The sequence below is a fragment of the Nonomuraea turcica genome (assembly GCF_030718205.1).
GTDB lineage: Bacteria > Actinomycetota > Actinomycetes > Streptosporangiales > Streptosporangiaceae > Nonomuraea.
Map to the genome: position 1 here is coordinate 62,779 of NZ_JAUZQF010000003.1, position 18,680 is coordinate 81,458.

The window sequence follows — 18,680 nt, forward strand, 5'->3', positions numbered from 1 at the left end:
GTCATAAATACGTTAAGGTGGGCCTGTGGCAGGACTCGGACGCGAGGACGACAAGCGGCTGGTGCTGAGCGCGGAGGAGCTGTCCGCGCTGCGGGCGCAGGCGAAGGAGCCGGGCGGTGGGCTGGCGCTGCGCAGCCGCATCGTGCTGGCGTGCGCCGACGGGCTGCCGCCCAAGGAGATCGCGACGCGGCTGGCGGTGAGCCCGGCGACGGTCGCCAAGTGGCGGGCCAGGTTCGTGGAGCGAGGTCTGGACGGGCTGTCGGACGCGCCGCGGCCCGGGCGGCCTCGGAGCCCCGAGCGTGAGGAGGCCGAGCGGGTGATCGCGGCCGCGGCCGGCGGCGCCGCCGTGCCGTCCACCCGTACCATGGCCAGGCAGCTCGGGCTGTCGCAGTCCACGGTCGCGCGCATCTGGCAGGAGCAGCAGATCGCCCCGCCCGCCGACCGGCTGCTGCCGAGGGAGCTGCTGTCCGACCGGGTCTACGCGCTGCTGCGCGGCTGGATCGTGTCGGGGGAGCTGCTGCCGGGGCAGCGGCTCGTGGAGGCCGAGATCGCGCGGCGGGTCGGCACCAGCCAGGCCCCTGCCCGGGAGGCCATCAAGCGGCTGGCGCACGAAGGGCTGGTCATCTCCTATCCCAACCGGGGGAGCTACGTCGCGGAGATCTCCGACGAACAGGCCCGGGAGGTGCGCGAGATCCGGGTCCTGCTGGAGGAGTACGCCGCTCGGGGCGCGGCCGTGCGCATCCGGAGCGAGACGTTGCGGCAGTTGTCGGCTGACGTCCTCGCCATGCGGAAGGCGGCGAAGGACGGTGACATCGGGGCGTTCAGGGACGCGGACCTGGCGTTCCATCGGCGGGTGTGCGCCGCGTGCGGCAACTCCTTCCTGCTGAGGGTGTGGCGGACGATCGAGTCGAATCTGTGGAGCCTGCACGTGGTGGGCAACCCGCTGTACGACGGGGACTGGACGGCGATGGCCGGGCACCACGACGACCTGGTCGCCGCGCTGGCGTCGGGTGACCCGGACGAGGCGGCCCGCCTGTTCGCCGCCCACGCCCGCGGCGAGGCCTCCCGCACCCGCCCCCGCACCCGCGCCGACGCGACGAGCCTGCGCCACAGCTAGCATGTGTCGTCATGGCGCGGGCTTGGATGTTGCCGATGCTGCTCGTCGTGGGCGGCGCGCTCGTGGCGGCCGGGCAGATCGCCGCGGGCTCCCCGGGCGTCGCCGCCGTTATCCTGGTGGTGTTTCTCCTGCTCGCCGTACGGTATTCGCCACTGGCCTTCCCTAGGTCGATCGGTGCGGCGGAGGCGCAACGCCGCAGCGCCGCCGACGGCCGGCCGATCGTCTACTGGCGGGCGGGCTGCAAATACTGCCTGCGGCTGCGGACCCGGTTGGGTCGCGACGCCCGCCGGCTGCATTGGGTCGACATCTGGCGCGACCCGGACGGTGCGGAGGTGGTGCGGGCCGCCACCGGCGGCGACGAGACGGTGCCGACCGTCGTGGTGGCGGGCCGGCCGTACGTGAACCCCGATCCCGCATGGGTGCGTGCACAACTGGGTCAAGGGGACGGCGCGACGTCGTAGTGGGCGTGGCGGCGGGTGTCGAGGACGAGCACGGTGGGCTCCGGGCGGCCGGCTTCGACCGGGCGGCCGTCGCGCGTCACCGTGACCGGCTTCGCGGTGCGGAGCGTCAGCCGCCGGCCCAGGTCCGAGCGGATCCGGCCGTGCGTCAGTGCCCCGCCGGCCCACTCCAGGGACACCTCGAAGCCGCCCCGCGCCCGCAGCCCACGGAACGACCCGGAAGGCCAGGCGGCCGGCAGGGCGGGCAGCACATGCACCTGGTCCGCGTGGCTCTGCAGCAACATCTCGGTGATCCCCGACGTGCCGCCGAAGTTGCCGTCGATCTGAAAGGGCGGGTGCAGGTCGAACATGTTCGGCGCGGTCCTGGCCGGCACCAGCAGGTTCCCCAGCCGCTTGTACGCCTCCGCCGCGTCCAGCAGCCGCGCCCAGAAGTTGATCTTCCAGGCCAGCGACCACCCGGCCCCCGCCTCCCCGCGCAGTTGCAAGGTCCGGCGGGCGGCCGCGGCCAGCTCCGGCGACAGGCGCGGGTCGATCTGGTGCCCGGGGAACAGGCCCCACAGGTGCGAGATGTGCCGGCTGCGCGACAGCGCCGCGTCACCGCGGTAGTCCTCCTGCCACTCCTGGATCTGCCCGAGGTGGCCGACCTGGTTGGGCACGAGCCGGGAACGCGCCTCCAGCGCCTTCTCCCGTATCTCCGGCTCCCGCCCCAGGACCTCGGACGCGGAGGCGAAGGCCTCGAACAGGTCCCGCAGGATCTGCATGTCCATGGTCGGCCCGGCACAGATGCTGACGTTCTCATCGCCGTCCTCGTGGTGCCCCACCTCGGGCGAGTGCGACGGGTTGGTCACCAGGTAGCCGGTCCTGGGATCGGTCTGCAACGTGTCGAGGAAGAACTCCACCGACCCCTTGATCAGCGGGAAGTGCTCGCGCAGCCGCCGCTCGTCCCCGGTGTAGAGGTAGTGCTCCCACAACGTCAGGCACAACCACGCGCCGCCGGTGGGCCACACGCCGTAGAAGGCGAAGTCCACGGGCGCCGTGCCGCGCCAGCCGTCGGTGTTGTGGTGCGCCACCCAGCCGCCCGCGCCGTACTGTGTCCGCGCGGTGCCGGCCCCCGTCTCCGACAGATCCTTGATCAGGTCGAACAGCGGGTCCATGCACTCGATGAGGTTGGCGGGCCCGGCCGGCCAGTAGTTCATCTCGCAGTTGATGTTGATGGTGTACTTCGACTCCCACGCGGGCGTCAGCGAGTCGTTCCAGATGCCCTGCAGGTTCGCGGCGTAGCCGGGGGAGCGGGAGCAGGAGATCAGCAGATAGCGGCCGTACTGGAAGTACAGGGCGGCCAGCTGCGGGTCGGTGTCGAGCCGCCGGCGCGCGATGCGCTCGTCGGTCGGCAGCGCGACCGCCTCCGAGGTGCCCAGGTCGATCTCGACCCGGCCGAAGAGCCGCTGGTAGTCGTGGACGTGCTTACGCCGCAGCACCTCGTACGGCTGCCCGCTCGCCCGCTCGAGATGCCGCCCCGCGACCTCGGCCGGGTCACCGCCGACGTCCTTGTAGCTGCGGTAGCTGGAGCCCATGGAGATCAGCAGCGTGACCTCGTCGGCGCCCTCGACGACCAGCGTGCCGCCGTCCACCCGGACCGTGCCGCCCTTCGCCTGGGCCTTGGCCAGGGCGCGGAAACGCACCTCGCCCTTGAGCCCCTGGGTGTCGCCGCTGACTCCGTCGAGGGCGATCGTGTCCCGCCCGGCAGCGGCGACGCCGGAGGACTGCGGGCTGGAGAAGGCCGCCTGGAAGGTCACGGAGCCGGGCTTGTCGGCCGCCAGCCGGACGACGACGACCTGGTCGGGGTTGCTGGCGAAGACCTCGCGCGTGTGGCGCACGCCGTCGCGGACGTACGTCACACTGGTGACCGCCCGCGTCAGGTCCAGCTCGCGGCGGTACTCCGTGAACTCGGCCGAGCCGGGGAACGTCAGGGTGAGGTCGCCGAGCACCTGGTACGGCGCCTGCTCGCTGGGCCTGCCGAGGAACGTCCGGTCGGCCAGGTTCTGCGCCGCCTGCCACTTGTCCTCCCAGACCAGCCGCCTGATCTCGGGGAGCGCGGCCAGCGCCTCGGGACTGTCGTAGGTGTGCGGCCCACCGGCCCAGATACTGTCCTCGTTGAGCTGGAACCGTTCGGTGGCCACGCCGCCGAACACCATCGCGCCGAGCCGCCCGCAGCCGACCGGCAACGCCTCCAGCCAGGCGGCGGCGGGGCGCGTGTACCAGAGGGTAAGGGGGTTTCCGTCGGTGGCGGCGGCCCGTGCGGGGACGCCGCTCGTCAGCAGGGTTCCGGCGGCGGCGCCTAACCCGGTCGCCAGCACGCCGCGTCGTGTGTAGCCGTCGTTGATCATCGTTACTCCTGTTCCAGAGCATGGAGGGAAACTCGGGAGCGATGGGAGGAAGATCGCGCCGTCAGGGGCGCCCGAATGCGCTCAGCCCCTTGGAGGTCTCTGCTAGGTTTCGGTCTGCAAACGATCTCCCGCCCGAGAGCAGAGCTCGACTGACCTATGGATCGCATCGACGCACACCACCACGTCTGGGACCTCGCCGTCCGCCCGCACACCTGGCTGGACCCGGAGCCGATGGCGCCCGTCCGGCGCACGTTCACGCTCGACGACCTGGCCGGGCCCGCCGCCGCGGCCGGGGTGACCCGCACCGTGCTCGTGCAGGTGCTGTCCGATCTTGACGAGACCCGCGAGTTCCTGGCCCTCGCGGCCGCGTCCGACCTGGTCGCGGGCGTGGTCGGCTGGATCGACCTGACCGCGCCGGATGCCGCCGACACGCTGGCCGCCCTGCCCGGCGGGCTGGTGGGCGTGCGCCACGGCGTGCAGTCCGAGCCTGACCCGGAGTGGCTCAACCGGCCCGACGTGCGGCGCGGGCTCGCCGCGGTGGAGGCCGCCGGCCTGGCCTACGACCTGCTGACGCTGCCGCACCAGCTGCCCGCCGCCATCGACACGGTCAGGGCCATGCCGGGACTGACGTTCGTGCTCGACCACCTGTCCAAGCCGCCGATCGCGGCCGGGGAGCTGGAGCCGTGGCGGAGCCGGATCAAGGAGCTGGCCGCGCACCCCAACGTCTTCTGCAAGTTGTCCGGCATGGTCACCGAGGCCGACTGGGCGGCCTGGCGGGTGTCCGACCTGCGGCCGTACGCGGAGGTCGTGCTGGAGGCGTTCGGGCCTGATCGGGTGATGTTCGGCTCCGACTGGCCGGTGTGCCTGCTCGCGGCCGAATACCAGCGCGTCGCGCAGGCCGCGGACGAGTTGTGCGCTGGGCTGTCGGGGGGTGAGCGCGCCGAGGTGTTCGCCGGCACCGCCCGGCGCGCGTACGGCCTGCATTAGGTGACGCGGAAGGTCGTGTGGTACACCCGCGATTCCAGCGGTCCTAGCCAGATCATGCTGCCGTCCTCCCTGGCCGCCGCGTTGCCGGACACGTGGTGGGTGGACGGCTCCAGGCCGACCGCGTAGTTGCCGGAGCGCAGGTTCAGCCATTCGAAGAAGTACGGGAACTCCGCCGCCGGCCACTCCACGCTCACCTTCATGCCGAGCCGGTCGTTGACCACCGCCACCCGGTGCGTCCCGTCGGCGCCGGGGACCAGCGAGTGCTCGTACACCTGCTCCACGAACCCGGGAGCGGGCCCGGGGAAGGTGATGTGGTCCGCCTTCTGCTCGGCCACGCTGTCGGTCTGCCAGAGGGTCTCGCGGATGTCGGCCTCGAACCTGGCGCCCTCGTCGAGCAGCGGCCAGCCGAGGTTGATGTGGTAGAGGAACATGTGCGGCGCCGGCTCGAACCCGGCGTTGGTGACCGTGTCCACGAGCCTGATCTCGTCACCGCCCAGGTCCGCCTCGATACGCCGGACCAGGCGCAGGTTCTCGGCGAACACCGCGGCCTGGCGCACCTCGCCCTCGGCCCAGAGCACGCAGCGGTCGTCCTCCCACCGCTCGCCGTACCCGGTCAGCCGGGCCGGGATGTTGCCGACGCGGCCGTGCAATCCGTGCCGCACGCTCTGGCGGGGCGGGTAGCGGTAGTCGTCGGCGGGCACCTCGCCGCCGAACAGCGTGTGGTCGAGCCCGGCCGTGACGATGAGCCCGGAGAACGAGCGCAGCCACGACAGGCCGTCCTCGTCGGCGTTCTCGTGCAGCCCCGGATGGCGGAAGCCGGTGGGGGAGCGCCAGCCGAACGCCCGCCCGGCGTGCTCGGCGTGCCCGATGTCCATGCACCGGTCGACCAGCACGTCGAACGCCAGCCCAGAGCCGGTGCGGAACTCCAGGGTCCTGATACCGCGTTCGAGCCCGTCGCCGAGCGTCACCAGCCGGACCCCGCCGGCCGCGCTCAGGTCTCCGGTCAGCTCGGCAAGCCGCCTGCGGTCCGGCGTCATGCCATCACCCACCCTCCGTTGACTTCGATGGTCTGGCCGGTCACGAACGAGGCGTCCGGGCCGGTGAGGAACGACACCACGGCGGCCAGCTCCTCCGGGGTGCCGCGCCGCTGCAGCGACTGCCGTTCCAGGACGAACCGGTTGTACGCCTCCGGATCCGGATGGATCTCTTCGGCCGCCGTGGGGAACGCGCCCGGCGACACGCAGTTGACCCGGATCTCACGCGGGCCGAGTTCGCGGGCCAGCGCCCTGGTCAGCGCGGCCGCCGCGCCTTTCGTGGCGACGTAGGCGGCCAGGTCGGACCAGCCGCCGTGCATGGTGATCGAGGCGATGTTGACGATCGCGCCGCCTCCGGTCATCTGCCGGGCGGCGTGCTGGGCGGCCAGCCAGTAGGCGCGCTGGTTGACGGCGTGCACGTCGTCGTACTCGGCCAGCGGCACCTCCAGGAAAGGCCTGCTGGGATAGACGGCCGCGTTGTTGACGAGGATGCCGACCGGGCCGAGCCGCGCGGCCGTCTCGGCGAACGCCTCCTCGATGGCGGCCGGGTCGCGCAGATCCACCTTGAGGTTGAGCGTGCCGTCGAGCGCGCCGGCGTCGAGGTCGAGTGCCGCCACCTGGTGGCCGTCGGCCGTCAGTCGGCGGACGATCGCCTTGCCGAGCGCTCCCGCCGCGCCGGTGACGAGCGCCGTGGTCATGCGTGCCTCCATTCCTTACGCAGGTTCTCGAGCAGGTCGCGAGCCGGCACGCGGGCGAGCAGCCCGTCGCGGAGCAGCGCGGACGACCTGTCCTGCAGGGCGATGTAGCCAGGGAACCGCGGCCTGACCCAGGCGGCCTCCATCGTGGCGCCGGTGCCGCGGTAGAACGGTGCGGCGCCCTGGGCCTGCCAGACGGCCCGGGCGGCCGGCTGCCCGCCGGTGGCGGGAAAGAGCGTGGCCTGCACCGGCGCGGACGTCAGCCGGCGCAGGTGCGCGCGGACGGCCGCGCCGATCGTGCCGGCGGACTGGCCGGCCGTGCCGGCGGACTCGCCGGTCGTCTCGACGCGCCGCCGCGAGACCGCCAGCCCCGTGCCGCCGAGCACGCTCCCCGGCGGCCGTCCCGGCCATGAGGGCGCGTCGGAGAAAATCAGCGGGTAGGTGACGTAGCCGTACACCAGCGGGCAGTACTCAGGCCCGCCCGCGGCCATGGCGTCGAGCACGCCGATCGGGTTGCGCAGCGACACCTCCCGGTCGGCGAGCGCGAACAGCTCGGCCATGAGCTCCAGCGCCCTGGTGCCGGCCTTGTCGTCAAGGAAGTCGCCCGAGCAGAGCGCGCAGTGCATGAGGAAGGCGTGCGGCCCGCCCAGGCACAGCGCCATCCGCGTGCCCCGGGCGAACTCCGCGACCTCCGGCCAGGTCTTCGGCGCCTCGACGCCGGGCCGGGCGACGGCGACCTGGGTGGCCGCGTCGAGCGGCAGCGCCCACTGGCGTCCCTCCAGGTGGTAGCTGTCCCAGGTGCGGCCGACCGTGCCGGCCTCGAGCCTGGCCAGCTCGTCCGGCTCGAACAGCTCCTCCATCGGCACCAGCGCGTCCACGGCCGCGCCAAGACCGGGGTGATCGATCACGAGCACGTCGTACCTCTCGCACAACCTCGCGATCGGCTCAGACTCGAACCCCTCGAGCGGCTGCCGGTCCCACGCGATCGGCTCGGGCACGTCGCCATACGGGTTGTGTCCTGCCAGGTCGAGCCGGGTCAGCTCGTCCAGCGGCGTGTACCCGCGCGGATGGTCCCAGGTCAGTCCGCGCACGCCAGCACGCCCTTCGCCACCAGCTCGGCCGTGCGCTCGGCCGGGTAGCCGAGCTCGTCGAGCAGCTCACGCGTGTGCTCGCCGACCAGCGGCGCGCCCCGGCGCACCGATGGCGGGCTGGCGCTCATGCGGTACGGGAAGCCGGGCGTCGTGACCGTGCCCTCGGTGCGGTGCTCGTAGGTGACGAACGAGCCGTTGTGCCGCACCTGCGGATCGGCCACCAGGTCCGCATAGCCGTACACGGGCCCCGCCCACAGGTCATGGCGGGCGCAGATCTCCAGCCACTCGGCCGTGGTGCGGTCCGGCAGGCGGCGGGCCACGGCCGCGGTGATCTCGTCGCGGCCGGCGTGGCCGTCCATGCCGGCCACCTCGGGCAGATCGAACGCGACCGCCAGCACGTCGAGCCTGGGCATGCCGAGCGCGAGGTAACCGTCCTTGGTGGCGAACACGCCGTACGGCGCGCGAATGTAGGTGTGGCCGTGCGGCTCGCGCCCGCGCCGCTGCGGCACCTTGCCAACCGTGAAGATCGACAGCTCCTGCATCTGCACGGCGATGGCTGCGTCCAGCATGTTGACGCTCACCCGCTGGCCCTCGCCGGTGCGCTCGCGGTGCAGCAGCGCGGCCAGCGCGCCCTCGAACGCGCTGTAGGCGGTGACGGCGTCGATCGCGTACGTCCCGGCCGGCGCCGGTGGGTCGCCGTCGCGGCCCGTGCTGAACATGGCCCCGCTCATGGCCTGCAGCAGGATGTCCTGCCCCGGCCTCGACACGTAGGGACCGCTCTCCCCGTATCCCGACATGGAGACATAGATGATGGCGGGGTTGACGGCGCTGATCGTCTCGTAGTCCATGCCGAGCCGCTCGGCCACCCCGGGCCGGTAGTTCTGGAGGAACACATCGCCCGTCGCGGCCAGCCGGTGCACGATCTCGCGGCCCTCTTCGGACTTCAGGTCGACGGCGAGGCTGCGCTTGTTGCGGTTGAGTGACAGGAACGAGGCGTTGACCTGGTTGCCCGTGGCGCCGCCCGCGGGGGCGTGCCGCTGCCACTCGCCGGTCACCGGCTCCACCTTGACCACGTCCGCGCCCAGATCCCCCAGCCGCATGGCGGCCAGCGGTCCCGCCATCGCGATGGACAGGTCGATGACGCGGTAGCCGTCGAGCGCGCCCATCAGCGCCCCTCGAAGACGGGCTCGCGGCGGGCGGTGAACGCGGCCCGGCCCTCGGCGGCGTCGGCGGTGGCGAAGCAGACGGTCTGCAGGTCGCGCTCGTACTGGATGGCCTGGTCGAGCGGCATCGAATAAGCGGCCTTCAGGTTGGCCTTGGCGGTCTGCGCGGCGATCGGGGGGCGTGCCGCGATCCTCCCGGCGAGCTCGACGGCGGCGGGCAGCAGCTTCTCCCGCGGGAACACGTCGGTGACCAGCCCCCACGCCAGGGCGCGGGCGGCATCGATGGGGTCGCCGGTCAGCAACATGCTGGCCGCGTTGCCCGGGCCGACCGAGTGGGCCAGCAGCGCGGACTGGCCGCTGCCGCCGATCCAGCCGAGCTTGATCTCGGGCGCGGCGAACGTCGCCGTGCCGGCGGCCAGCCGGATGTCGCAGGCCAGGGCCAGCTCCAGGCCGCCGCCGTAGGCGTAGCCGTTGACGGCCGCGACGATCGGCTTACGCAGGGCCCGGACCGCGTCGCCGTAGTCGCCGCGGTTGCGGAACTCCCACGGCGTGTCATACGCGTCCAGCTCCCGGATGTCGCTGCCCACGCAGAACGAGCGCTCGCCCGCGCCCGTGAGCACGGCCACCCGCAGGGCCGGGTCGGCGTCGATCCGGTCCAGGCAGGCACGCAGCGCGGCGGCCATGCCGGGGGTGATGGCGTTGAGTTTGGCGGGTCTGTTGAGGGTGACGACGGCCACCGGGCCGTCGACGTCGAGGAGGACGTCCAAATGAGGGCTCCTAGCAACAGAGGCGGATGTGCTGCTCGGCGTCGGCGCGGGCGACCTCGACCACCTCGCGCATGGCCTCTTCGGCCTTGCGGTGGTGACGGCGCCTGATCGCCACCGCCACCCGCTCGTGGCCGGGCAGCGTCTCCTTGTTGTGCGCCACCGAGCGGGTGTGCACCTGGCGCACGGACCGCAGGGCGATGCTGATCATGTCGTAGATGTAGAGCAGCAGGTCGTTGTCCGCCGCGGCGAACACCGCCTTGTGGAAGGCCAGGTCGGCTTCGATGAACGGCTCGGGGTCGTCAGCGGTGGCGTAGAGGGCGGCCAGGGCCTCGTCGACGCGCCGCACCGCGCTCGCGTCGGCCCGCTCGGCCGCCACCCTGGCCGCGCCCGGCTCCAGCGCCACGCGGAGGTCGGCCAGCACCCGGATGTCCTCGGGGCGCGGCTCCAGCTCGAACCGCCAGCTCAGCACGTCGGCGTCGAGCAGGTTCCAGGACTCACGGGGGCGCACCCGGGTGCCCGCGCTCCTCCTGGTCTCCAGCAGGCCCTTGCCGGCCAGGACCTTGACGCCCTCCCGCACCGCCGACCGGCCCACGCCCAGCTCGCCGACGAGATGCTCTTCGACGGGGATGGACGTGCCAGGGGGCAGAGAACCGCCGACGATGCGGGTGCCGAGGGCCTGGACCACCTGGACGTGCCGGGCGGCGTCCCGCTGAGGATCAGTTGCCACGTCCCGCACGTTAGCTCGGGAGCCGGATTTTTCCTAGCCCTTCATCAGATGAAGCTGAAGTTTCATCAGATGAAGCGATACGTTGTGGCGGGTGGCCTCGAGACGGGGCGTGGGCCGCGCCGGCGTCTCGCGCGAGCTGTGGGCCGTCGCGGCGACGGGTCGAGGACCCCCGCGAATCGGCCGAGAGACAAGAAAGCCCGGATTCTAAGGCTCTGCACAATGATGTGGATCACGCCGGTCCACCGTCAATTATTGTCCGGGTTTTGTGACACTACCGCTTACCGAAGCGGCAAAGAAGCCTCTGAATTGCTGGTGTTTCCGCAGGTGCAGGCCGCTTTTTCAGTGCATCACACGACCTCTTGCGATCTATTGTGAGTGACCTGAATGTTATGTTGACTCGTTTCTGACGTTATATGGTGGCAGATATTCTCCGGCTGATCGCCATCACCGCGTCATTGAGTTTTCACGACGCGGTATGGGACAGCGCGAACGGAGAGTAATGGGCAAGTACCTGCTTCGCAGGTTGGCAATGAATGTGATCTTGGTAGCGATCGCGGCCAGTCTCGCGTACACGCTTGCCGCCAGCACCATGAACCCGCGGGCCGCGTACCAGGCACGCCAGCCTCCCATCGCCGAGTCGGTCATCGACGCCACGCTCGACGCCTACAACCTGAACGACAAGACCCCTGTGCTCGTGCGCTACGGGACCTGGGCCAAGGGCGTCATCACGGGAGACTTCGGCAAGACCTGGAACGGCGGCTCGGTCAACGCGGAGATGGGCCGGCGGATCTTCGTCAGCCTGCGGTTGCTGCTGATCGGCACGGTGGTGGGCTTCGCCCTCGGGGTGGCCTTCGGAGCCCTCTCGGCGGTGCGGCAGTACAAGCTCAGCGACCGGTTAATCGGCGTCAGCTCCTTCGTGATCATGGCCCTTCCCGTCTTCCTCCTGGCCACGCTGCTGGCGATGGCGACGTACACGCTGAACGACGGGCTCGGGTTCACGCTGATCGAGTACACCGGCGAGTACAACCCGAAGCTGTCGGGCTGGGAGCAGTTCGTCAACCGGCTCAACCACCTGATCCTGCCGACCATCTCCCTCAGCCTCGGCTCGATCGCCTTCTACAGCCGCATCCAGCGCAACATGATGCTCGACGTGCTCGGCCAGGACTTCGTCCGCACCGCCATGGCCAAGGGCCTGCGCCGCAGGACCGCGCTGACCAAGCACGCGCTGCGCACCGCGCTGATCCCCTCTGCCACGTACTTCGCCTTCGCGTTCGGAACGATGTTCACCGGAGCCATCTTCACCGAGAAGATCTTCGCCTGGCACGGCATGGGCGCCTGGCTGGTCGACGCGATCAACGCCAACGACGTCAATTCCGTGGCCGCGGTGACCTTCTTCACCGCCGTCTGCGTCCTGTTCGCCGCCTTCCTGTCGGACCTGCTGGTGGCGGCCCTCGATCCTCGGGTGCGGGTGAGCTGACATGCGCTCCAAAGTCGTTCTCCGGCGCCTGTTCCGCAACAGGCAGGCCCGCTATGGCATCGCCGCCCTGATCCTGCTGATCCTCCTGGCGTACGTCGGCCCGTACATCGGCTCCTACGACTGGACCGACAAGGACTTCCTGGCCTTCATGTCGCCCCCTGACGGCGACCACTGGTGGGGCACCGGCGCCATCGGGCAGGACATGTACGCGGTCACGCTCCGCGGCATGCAGAAGTCCATCATCATCGGCCTGCTCGTGGCGCTGATCGCCACCGGCCTCGCCGCGGTGGTGGGCGCGTTCGCCGGATATTTCGGCGGCTGGTGGGACAAGGTGCTCATGTGGGGCGTGGAGCTGCTGCTCGTCCTGCCCAGCTTCCTGATCATCGCGATCATCTCGCCGAGGTTGAGGGGCGGCTCCTGGCTCTGGTTCGTGGTGCTGCTGGCCGCGTTCACCTGGATGGTCACCTCCAGGGTGGTCCGCAGCATGACGCTCTCGCTCCGCGAGCGTGAATACGTCCAGGCCGCCGTCTACATGGGCATCCCGCGCTGGAAGATCATCTTCCGGCACATCGTCCCCAACCTGTCCTCCTTGCTGATCATCGACGCGACGCTCAACGTCAGCGGCGCGATCATCGGCGAGGCGGCGCTGTCCTTCTTCGGGTTCGGCATCCAGCCGCCCGACGTCTCGCTCGGCACGCTCATCGCGGAGGGCTCGCGCAACGCCACCGGCTACCCGTGGTTGTTCGTCTTCCCCGCAGGTCTGCTGGTGCTCCTCGTGCTGAGCATCAACCTGATCGGCGACGGCCTGCGTGACGCACTCGACCCGGGGAGCAACTCGTGAGCATCTTGGAGGTCCGCGACCTCACCGTCACCTTCCCCGGCGGCATCCAGGCGGTGCGCGGGGTGTCGTACGAGGTCGAGCGCGGCGAGGTCCTCGGCATCGTCGGCGAGTCAGGCTCCGGCAAATCGGTCACCTCGCTGGCCATCATGGGCCTGCTGCCGAAGGGCGCGGTGGTCAGCGGCTCGGTCAAGCTGCACGGCCGCGAGCTGATCGGCATGGACGAGGACGAGCTCATCAAGGTGCGCGGCAAGACGATCAGCATGATCTTCCAGGATCCGCTGTCGGCGTTCACGCCCGTCTACACCATCGGCGACCAGGTCGCCGAGGCCGTGCGCGTGCACCAGAAGATGGCCAAAGACAAGGCCGCCAAGCGCGCCGTGGAGCTGCTCGACCTGGTCGGCATCCCGAACCCGCACCTGCGGGCCAAGGCGTTCCCGCACGAGTTCTCCGGCGGCATGCGCCAGCGCGCGATGATCGCCATGGCCATCGCCAACGACCCCGACCTGCTGATCTGCGACGAGCCCACCACGGCGCTGGACGTGACCATCCAGGCGCAGGTGCTGGAGGTGCTCAAGACCGCGCAGCAGGAGACGGGCGCCGGCATCGTGATGATCACCCATGACCTGGGCGTCATCGCGGGCATGGCCGACCGGGTGCTCGTCATGTACGCGGGCCGGCCGGTCGAGCAGGGGCCGGTGGACGACATCTACTACCGGCCGCGGATGCCGTACACGATGGGCCTGCTCGCCTCGATCCCCAGGGTCGACGGCGAGGAGGGGCCGCTGGTGCCGATCGAGGGCAACCCGCCCTCGCCGTCGGCGCTGCCGCCCGGCTGCCCGTTCGCGCCGCGCTGCCCGATGAAGGTGGACATGTGCGACGACGAGGAGCCGCCGCTCACGCCGTTCGCCGGCGGGCGGCACGTCGCCTGCATCCGCTCCCACGAGATCGAGCACAAGGGCCTGAGCGGGGCCGACGTGTTCCCCGTGCCGGTCATCCCGCCGAGCGACGTGGTCCGCGTGCCGCGCGCCGAGCGTCCCACGGTGCTGCAGCTGGACAGCATGATCAGGCACTACCCGCTGATGAAGGGCGCGGTCTTCAAGCGCCGCGTCGGCACCGTGTACGCGGTCGACGGCATCAGCTTCGACATCGCGGAAGGCGAGACGCTGGCCCTGGTCGGCGAGTCGGGTTGCGGCAAGACCACCACGCTGCAGCAGATCATGCAGCTGGCGCCGCCGCAGGGCGGCCGGGTCGTCGTGCTCGGCAAGGACAGCGCCAAGCTCGACAACGGCGCGCGCAAGGCGCTCCGCCGCGACCTGCAGATCGTCTTCCAGGACCCCATGGCCGCGCTCGACCCGCGCATGCCGGTCGGCGACATCATCGCCGAGCCGCTGCGCGCGCACGGCAGGAAGGACGTGCGGGCCCGGGTCGCCGAGCTGCTGGAGCTGGTCGGGCTCTCGCCCGAGCACGCCGAGCGCTACCCGCAGCAGTTCTCCGGCGGGCAGCGCCAGCGCATCGGCATCGCCCGCGCGCTCGCGCTGGAGCCGAAGCTGCTCGTCCTGGACGAGCCGGTCTCGGCACTCGACGTCTCCATCCAGGCAGGTGTGATCAACCTGCTGGAGGAGCTGAAGAACACACTGGGGCTGTCGTACCTGTTCGTGGCGCACGACCTGGCCGTCGTCAGGCACCTGGCAGACCGGGTGGCCGTGATGTACCTCGGCAAAATCGCCGAGATCGGCACGGTCGAGAACGTCTACGACCATCCAGCACACCCCTACACGCAGGCGCTGTTGTCGGCGATCCCGCTGCCGGACCCGGAAATGGAACGCACCCGGAAGCGGATCCTGCTCGAAGGCGACCTGCCCAGCCCGGCCGACCCGCCATCGGGTTGCCGGTTCCGCACCCGCTGCCCCAAGTTCGCCCGGCTCACCGAGGGCGAGCAGCAGCTGTGTGTCGACGAAGAGCCCCCGGTTGCTCGGCTCGCGAACGCTGTGGATCACGGCGCAGCCTGCCACTACGCGGAGGAGATCGAGGTCATCACGGCCTCGGACGATCAGGAGGAAAAGTGAAGGTTCGATACCGGGCAGCCGCGGGGATCGCGGTCCTGGCCCTGGCCGTCGCGGCCTGCGGCGGGGGCGCCGGCGAGAGCAAGCAGCCCACTGCGCAGAAGTCGCAGGAGGCGCAGCAGCAGATGGCGGAGACCCCGGCCATCAGCATCAACCCGGTCGCCTACGAGCAGGTGAAGGACGGCGGGACGCTGACCCTCGTGGTCGGCCAGTGGCCCAGCCAGTGGAACGGCAACCACGTCGACGGCAACCAGGCGGACACGGCCGAAATGCTCGACGTGTTCATGCCCCAGCTGATGGTGGCCGACGCGGAGGCCAACTTCACGCCGAACAAGGACTACGTGACCGACGTCAAGAACGACATGTCGTCGGGCAAGCAGGTCGTCACCTACACGCTGAACGACAAGGCCACGTGGTCCGACGGCACGCCGATCACGTGGAAGGACCTCGAGGCCACGTGGAAGGCCAACAGCGGCAAGAACAAGGCGTTCAAGCCAGCCTCCGTCGACGGCTGGGACAAGATCGAGTCGGTGGAGAAGGGCGACTCGGACAAGGTCGCCGTTATCACCTTCGCCAAGCCGTACCGGGACTGGCAGGGCATGTTCAACCGGACCACCTCGCACCTTTTCCCGGGCAAGCACCTCGAGACGCCCGAGGCGTACGACAAGGACTACCTGCAGAAGATCCCCGCCACCGCGGGCCCCTTCAAGGTGGAGAAGCTCGACGAGGGCACCAAGACGCTCACGCTCGTGCGTGACGACAAGTGGTGGGGCAGGAAGCCCAAGCTCGACAAGGTCATCTTCCGTGCGATCGAGTCGCCGGCGGCGCAGGTGAACGCGTTCGCCAACGGCGAGATCGACGCCGTGGAGATCCCGTCGGGCGCCCCGGCCGAGCTGAAGCGGGCCAAGGAGGTCCCCGGCGCGGAGATCCGCAAGGCGCTCAGCCCGAACTGGCGGCACTTCACCGTCAACAACCAGAGCGAGTTCCTGAAGGACAAGTCGGTCCGGCAGGCCGTCCAGTACGCGATCAACCGTGACGTGATCACGCAGTCCGACCTCAAGGACATGGAGTGGCCGCTGCAGACGCTCGGCAACCACACCTTCATGAACAACCACAAGGGCTACGTCGACAATTCCGGCGACCTCGGCAAGTACAACCTGGAGAAGGCCAAGCAGCTGCTCGACGCGGCTGGCTGGAAGCAGGAGGGCGAGTACCGCAAGAAGGACGGCAAGGAGTTCGCGCTGAACTTCGTCATCCCCACCGGCACGCCGGTGTCGCAGACGGAGGGCGAGCTCACCCAGGCCATGCTCAAGGAGGCCGGGATCAAGGTGACGATCCGCCCCGTCCCCCTGGACAAGTTCTTCAACGACTACATCATCAAGGGCGACTTCGACCTGGTGCCGTTCTCGTGGATCGGGAACCCCCTGCCGATCGGCGGCCTGAAGCAGATCTACTACACCGGCTCGGAGAGCAACTTCCCGAAGGCCAGCGACCCGGCCGTCGACGCGGCCATCGATGCCGCGGTGGATGAGATGGACCCGGCCAAGGCCATCGAGAAGGCCAACGCCGCGGACAAGCTGATCTGGGACATGGTGCACACCATCCCGCTGTACCAGCGTCCTGACATCTACGCGGTCAAGAAGACGCTGGCCAACTACGGCTCTCGCGGCTACCAGTACTACGACTTCACGACGATCGGCTTCACCGGCTGATCCGTGCGTAGTGCGCAGAACCCCGGCCGGTTCTCCGGCCGGGGTTCTTGCCGTCGGCGTGCAGTCGGCTTTCAATGAGTGGGCCTCATAAAGGCGATCATTGGAGGAGCCGATGCGTGGCCTACGTGCGTCCGCAGCCGTTCTGACCCTCGTCATCGCGACCCTGACCGTCGCGGAGCCGTCCGCCCCGGCGGTCGCCGGGCCGGGCGATCCCGAGCCGGCCTCCCTGGTCACGCTCTCCGTCCCGGACCGGGCCGCGATGGAGCGGCTCGTCGCCTCCGGCGCCGACCTCACCCACCGGGTACGCCCGCAACTCGACGGCAGCGTCCAGGTCGACGCGGTCGTCACCCCCAGCCAGCTGACCGCGCTCCGTGCCCTCGGCGCGGCCCTCGCACCGCAGACCCCGCCCCAGACCCGGTCGACGCCTGCGACGGCGGTGGATCAGATCGTGATCGAGCGGGCCGTCTGGTACAAGTCCCGCGACGGGTACTTCCTGTCCGTTGAGGCGTCCAGCAGCCTCGCCCAGGCCGCCGCGCTCACCGTCACCTGGCAGGGCGGCCAGGCCGAGATGGTGGCGTACGTGGACGCGGGCGCGTACCTTGGCCATCAGCTCAGCACGCCGGTCCCGGTCACGGCCCTGCCGCGCTGGATCACCGTCACGTCGGCAGGCGGCGGCAAGGCCGAGGCCCGGGTCAGCACATGGCCCGACGGAGAGCGGCCCGACCCCACCGGACCCGGCTACCAGAAGGACTTCGTCACCCAGTACATGCCGCCGGCCCAGCTCAATGAGCGCATCAAGGCCCTGCACCGGCGCTATCCCAAGCTGACGGAGCTCATCACGCTGCCGTACCCGACGAACGGCTACCGGCGGCACGCCCAAGCCCAGCTGGGCACCCCGCCCGCGGCCGCCGTCGTGATCACCTCGGCCGCCTACGGCTCCGAGGGCGGCAACGATCTGGCCGTCGAGCTGGTCGACCCCGGCGCTCCCGGCCGCGCCCTGCAGGTGACGGTGAACGGCAAGCTGATCACCGTCAGCCTGGCCACCGACGGCTCGGGCGCCTTGACCAGCACCGCCGCCCAGGTGGCCGCCGCGATCAACGCGATGCCCGGAATTCCCGTCCGCGCCTCCACCTACCGCACCGACCCCGGCGCGGGAGTCATGGCGCCCGCGCCGCTCACCCAGCTCAGCGACTTCCTCAAGGCCCCGGCCGACGTCGCGCGGGGACCGGCGACGGTGCTGGCCCTGCGGATCGGCGCGCACCGCGACGGCTCGCGCACCGGCGTGCTCGCCTACGCCCAGGAGCACGCCAGGGAATGGGTGACACCGCTGGTCACGATCGAGGCCGCCGAGCGGCTGCTGCGCAACCACGCTCGCGACACGGCCACGCGCCGGCTGCTCGAACGCACCGACATCTTCATCGTGCCCACCGTCAACCCCGACGGCGCGAACTACAGCTTCTACGACTTCGCCGCCCAGCGGAAGAACATGACCAACCACTGCCCGCCCCAGCAGGCCGACCCGGCGCTGCGCAACACCTGGGGCGTGGACGTCAACCGCAACTACGCCGTGGGATCGCTGTTCGACGGCTACTTCGGCGCCTCGGCCAACTGCCAGAGCGGCACGTACGCCGGGCCCGGTGAGCACTCCGAGCCCGAGAGCCGCAACGTCATCTGGCTGGCGCAGAAGTACCGCAACATCAGGTTCGCGATGAACGTGCACAGCTACGGCGGGTACTTCATGTGGCCGCCCGGCGCGTACAAGCTCGACGGCCGCGTCACCCTGCCCCGCCCGACCCCGCAGGAGGAGGCGTACTTCCTGCGCTCGGCCCGCACCATCGAACAGGCCATCGCCGCAGAGCGGGGCACGGTCATCTGGCCGCAGCAGACCGGACCGGTGACCGACGTGCTCTACTCGGCGGCGGGCAACTCCGCGGACGAGCTCTGGTACGACTACGGCGTGTTCGGCTGGGACTTCGAGGTCGGCGCCGACCTGTGGGACCCGCAGACGCGCACGTGGGAGGGCGTCGGCTTCCAGCCGCCGTTCAGCGAGGGCCACGAAGAGGCGCTGGAGTTCGCCACCGGCCTGATCTCACTGATCGGGGTGGCGGCCGACTACCGCGAGCCCTGAGCGAACTCGCGCAAGGGCTTCTCGGCGGCCGGC

15 protein-coding genes are annotated in these 18,680 nt (G+C 70.4%); 8 read left to right on the forward strand and 7 right to left on the reverse strand.

The window, feature by feature from the left end:
• Positions 1-25 precede the first annotated feature (25 nt).
• Entirely contained in the window at positions 26-1,117 is a 1,092-nt protein-coding gene (locus tag Q9G87_RS09135) for an FCD domain-containing protein (protein ID WP_305915799.1), read from the forward strand.
• Positions 1,118-1,128: 11 nt separating this feature from the next.
• Positions 1,129-1,578 (forward strand): glutaredoxin domain-containing protein, encoded by a 450-nt coding sequence (locus Q9G87_RS09140; RefSeq protein WP_305915800.1) that lies wholly within the window; start codon positions 1,129-1,131, stop codon positions 1,576-1,578.
• Here the strand turns inward: Q9G87_RS09140 and Q9G87_RS09145 are convergent.
• Complete coding sequence (locus tag Q9G87_RS09145; protein WP_305915801.1) at positions 1,554-3,962, reverse strand: glycoside hydrolase family 95 protein; 2,409 nt, start codon at positions 3,960-3,962, stop codon at positions 1,554-1,556. The genes Q9G87_RS09140 and Q9G87_RS09145 overlap by 25 nt on opposite strands.
• 156 nt (positions 3,963-4,118) lie before the next feature.
• On the opposite strand from Q9G87_RS09145, the gene Q9G87_RS09150 reads away from it, so the two are divergent.
• The gene (locus Q9G87_RS09150; protein ID WP_305915802.1) at positions 4,119-4,949 is read left to right on the forward strand and encodes an amidohydrolase family protein; all 831 of its coding nucleotides are present in this window, start codon (positions 4,119-4,121) and stop codon (positions 4,947-4,949) included.
• On the opposite strand, the gene Q9G87_RS09155 is transcribed toward Q9G87_RS09150, so the two are convergent.
• From Q9G87_RS09155 to Q9G87_RS09180, 6 genes are read right to left on the reverse strand one after another with little or no spacing between them, the layout of a single operon-like run.
• Positions 4,946-5,986: an aldose 1-epimerase family protein gene (locus tag Q9G87_RS09155; protein ID WP_305915803.1), complete on the reverse strand. Its 1,041-nt coding sequence runs from the start codon at positions 5,984-5,986 to the stop codon at positions 4,946-4,948. The genes Q9G87_RS09150 and Q9G87_RS09155 overlap by 4 nt on opposite strands.
• Positions 5,983-6,681: an SDR family NAD(P)-dependent oxidoreductase gene (locus Q9G87_RS09160; RefSeq protein ID WP_305915804.1), complete on the reverse strand. Its 699-nt coding sequence runs from the start codon at positions 6,679-6,681 to the stop codon at positions 5,983-5,985. The genes Q9G87_RS09155 and Q9G87_RS09160 overlap by 4 nt, the downstream gene beginning before the upstream one ends.
• A complete protein-coding gene (locus Q9G87_RS09165; protein ID WP_305915805.1) occupies positions 6,678-7,769 on the reverse strand; it encodes a type 2 periplasmic-binding domain-containing protein in 1,092 nt (363 codons plus the stop codon). The genes Q9G87_RS09160 and Q9G87_RS09165 overlap by 4 nt, the downstream gene beginning before the upstream one ends.
• Positions 7,757-8,935 carry a CaiB/BaiF CoA transferase family protein gene (locus Q9G87_RS09170; protein WP_305915806.1) on the reverse strand — a complete coding sequence of 393 codons (1,179 nt, stop codon included), beginning with the start codon at positions 8,933-8,935 and terminating at the stop codon, positions 7,757-7,759. The genes Q9G87_RS09165 and Q9G87_RS09170 overlap by 13 nt, the downstream gene beginning before the upstream one ends.
• Complete coding sequence (locus Q9G87_RS09175; protein WP_305915807.1) at positions 8,935-9,699, reverse strand: enoyl-CoA hydratase/isomerase family protein; 765 nt, start codon at positions 9,697-9,699, stop codon at positions 8,935-8,937. Before Q9G87_RS09175 ends, Q9G87_RS09170 begins: the two co-directional genes overlap by 1 nt.
• A 10-nt stretch (positions 9,700-9,709) precedes the next feature.
• A complete protein-coding gene (locus tag Q9G87_RS09180; RefSeq protein ID WP_305915808.1) occupies positions 9,710-10,426 on the reverse strand; it encodes a FadR/GntR family transcriptional regulator in 717 nt (238 codons plus the stop codon).
• Positions 10,427-10,925: 499 nt separating this feature from the next.
• On the opposite strand from Q9G87_RS09180, the gene Q9G87_RS09185 reads away from it, so the two are divergent.
• The 5 genes from Q9G87_RS09185 (at position 10,926) to Q9G87_RS09205 (ending at position 18,647) form a co-directional block, all read left to right on the forward strand.
• Positions 10,926-11,903 (forward strand): ABC transporter permease, encoded by a 978-nt coding sequence (locus Q9G87_RS09185; protein ID WP_305915809.1) that lies wholly within the window; start codon positions 10,926-10,928, stop codon positions 11,901-11,903.
• 1 nt (position 11,904) lies between these two features.
• Positions 11,905-12,744, forward strand: coding sequence for an ABC transporter permease (locus tag Q9G87_RS09190; protein ID WP_305915810.1), 840 nt, complete (start codon positions 11,905-11,907; stop codon positions 12,742-12,744).
• Positions 12,741-14,810, forward strand: a complete 2,070-nt coding sequence (locus tag Q9G87_RS09195) for an ABC transporter ATP-binding protein (protein ID WP_305915811.1) — start codon at positions 12,741-12,743, stop codon at positions 14,808-14,810. Before Q9G87_RS09190 ends, Q9G87_RS09195 begins: the two co-directional genes overlap by 4 nt.
• Positions 14,807-16,519, forward strand: coding sequence for an ABC transporter family substrate-binding protein (locus Q9G87_RS09200; RefSeq protein ID WP_305915812.1), 1,713 nt, complete (start codon positions 14,807-14,809; stop codon positions 16,517-16,519). The genes Q9G87_RS09195 and Q9G87_RS09200 overlap by 4 nt, the downstream gene beginning before the upstream one ends.
• 112 nt (positions 16,520-16,631) lie before the next feature.
• Entirely contained in the window at positions 16,632-18,647 is a 2,016-nt protein-coding gene (locus Q9G87_RS09205) for a M14 family zinc carboxypeptidase (RefSeq protein WP_305915813.1), read from the forward strand.
• Positions 18,648-18,680: the final 33 nt, after the last annotated feature.

Bases quoted from the DNA above. Each gene is read 5' to 3' on its own strand.
- Q9G87_RS09140 (WP_305915800.1), top strand. From the start codon at position 1,129: ATGGCGCGGGCTTGGATGTTGCCGATGCTGCTCGTCGTGGGCGGCGCG.
- Q9G87_RS09145 (WP_305915801.1), bottom strand. From the start codon at position 3,962: ATGATCAACGACGGCTACACACGACGCGGCGTGCTGGCGACCGGGTTA.
- Q9G87_RS09150 (WP_305915802.1), top strand. From the start codon at position 4,119: ATGGATCGCATCGACGCACACCACCACGTCTGGGACCTCGCCGTCCGC.
- Q9G87_RS09155 (WP_305915803.1), bottom strand. From the start codon at position 5,986: ATGACGCCGGACCGCAGGCGGCTTGCCGAGCTGACCGGAGACCTGAGC.
- Q9G87_RS09160 (WP_305915804.1), bottom strand. From the start codon at position 6,681: ATGACCACGGCGCTCGTCACCGGCGCGGCGGGAGCGCTCGGCAAGGCG.
- Q9G87_RS09170 (WP_305915806.1), bottom strand. From the start codon at position 8,935: ATGGGCGCGCTCGACGGCTACCGCGTCATCGACCTGTCCATCGCGATG.
- Q9G87_RS09185 (WP_305915809.1), top strand. From the start codon at position 10,926: ATGGGCAAGTACCTGCTTCGCAGGTTGGCAATGAATGTGATCTTGGTA.
- Q9G87_RS09190 (WP_305915810.1), top strand. From the start codon at position 11,905: ATGCGCTCCAAAGTCGTTCTCCGGCGCCTGTTCCGCAACAGGCAGGCC.
- Q9G87_RS09205 (WP_305915813.1), top strand. From the start codon at position 16,632: ATGCGTGGCCTACGTGCGTCCGCAGCCGTTCTGACCCTCGTCATCGCG.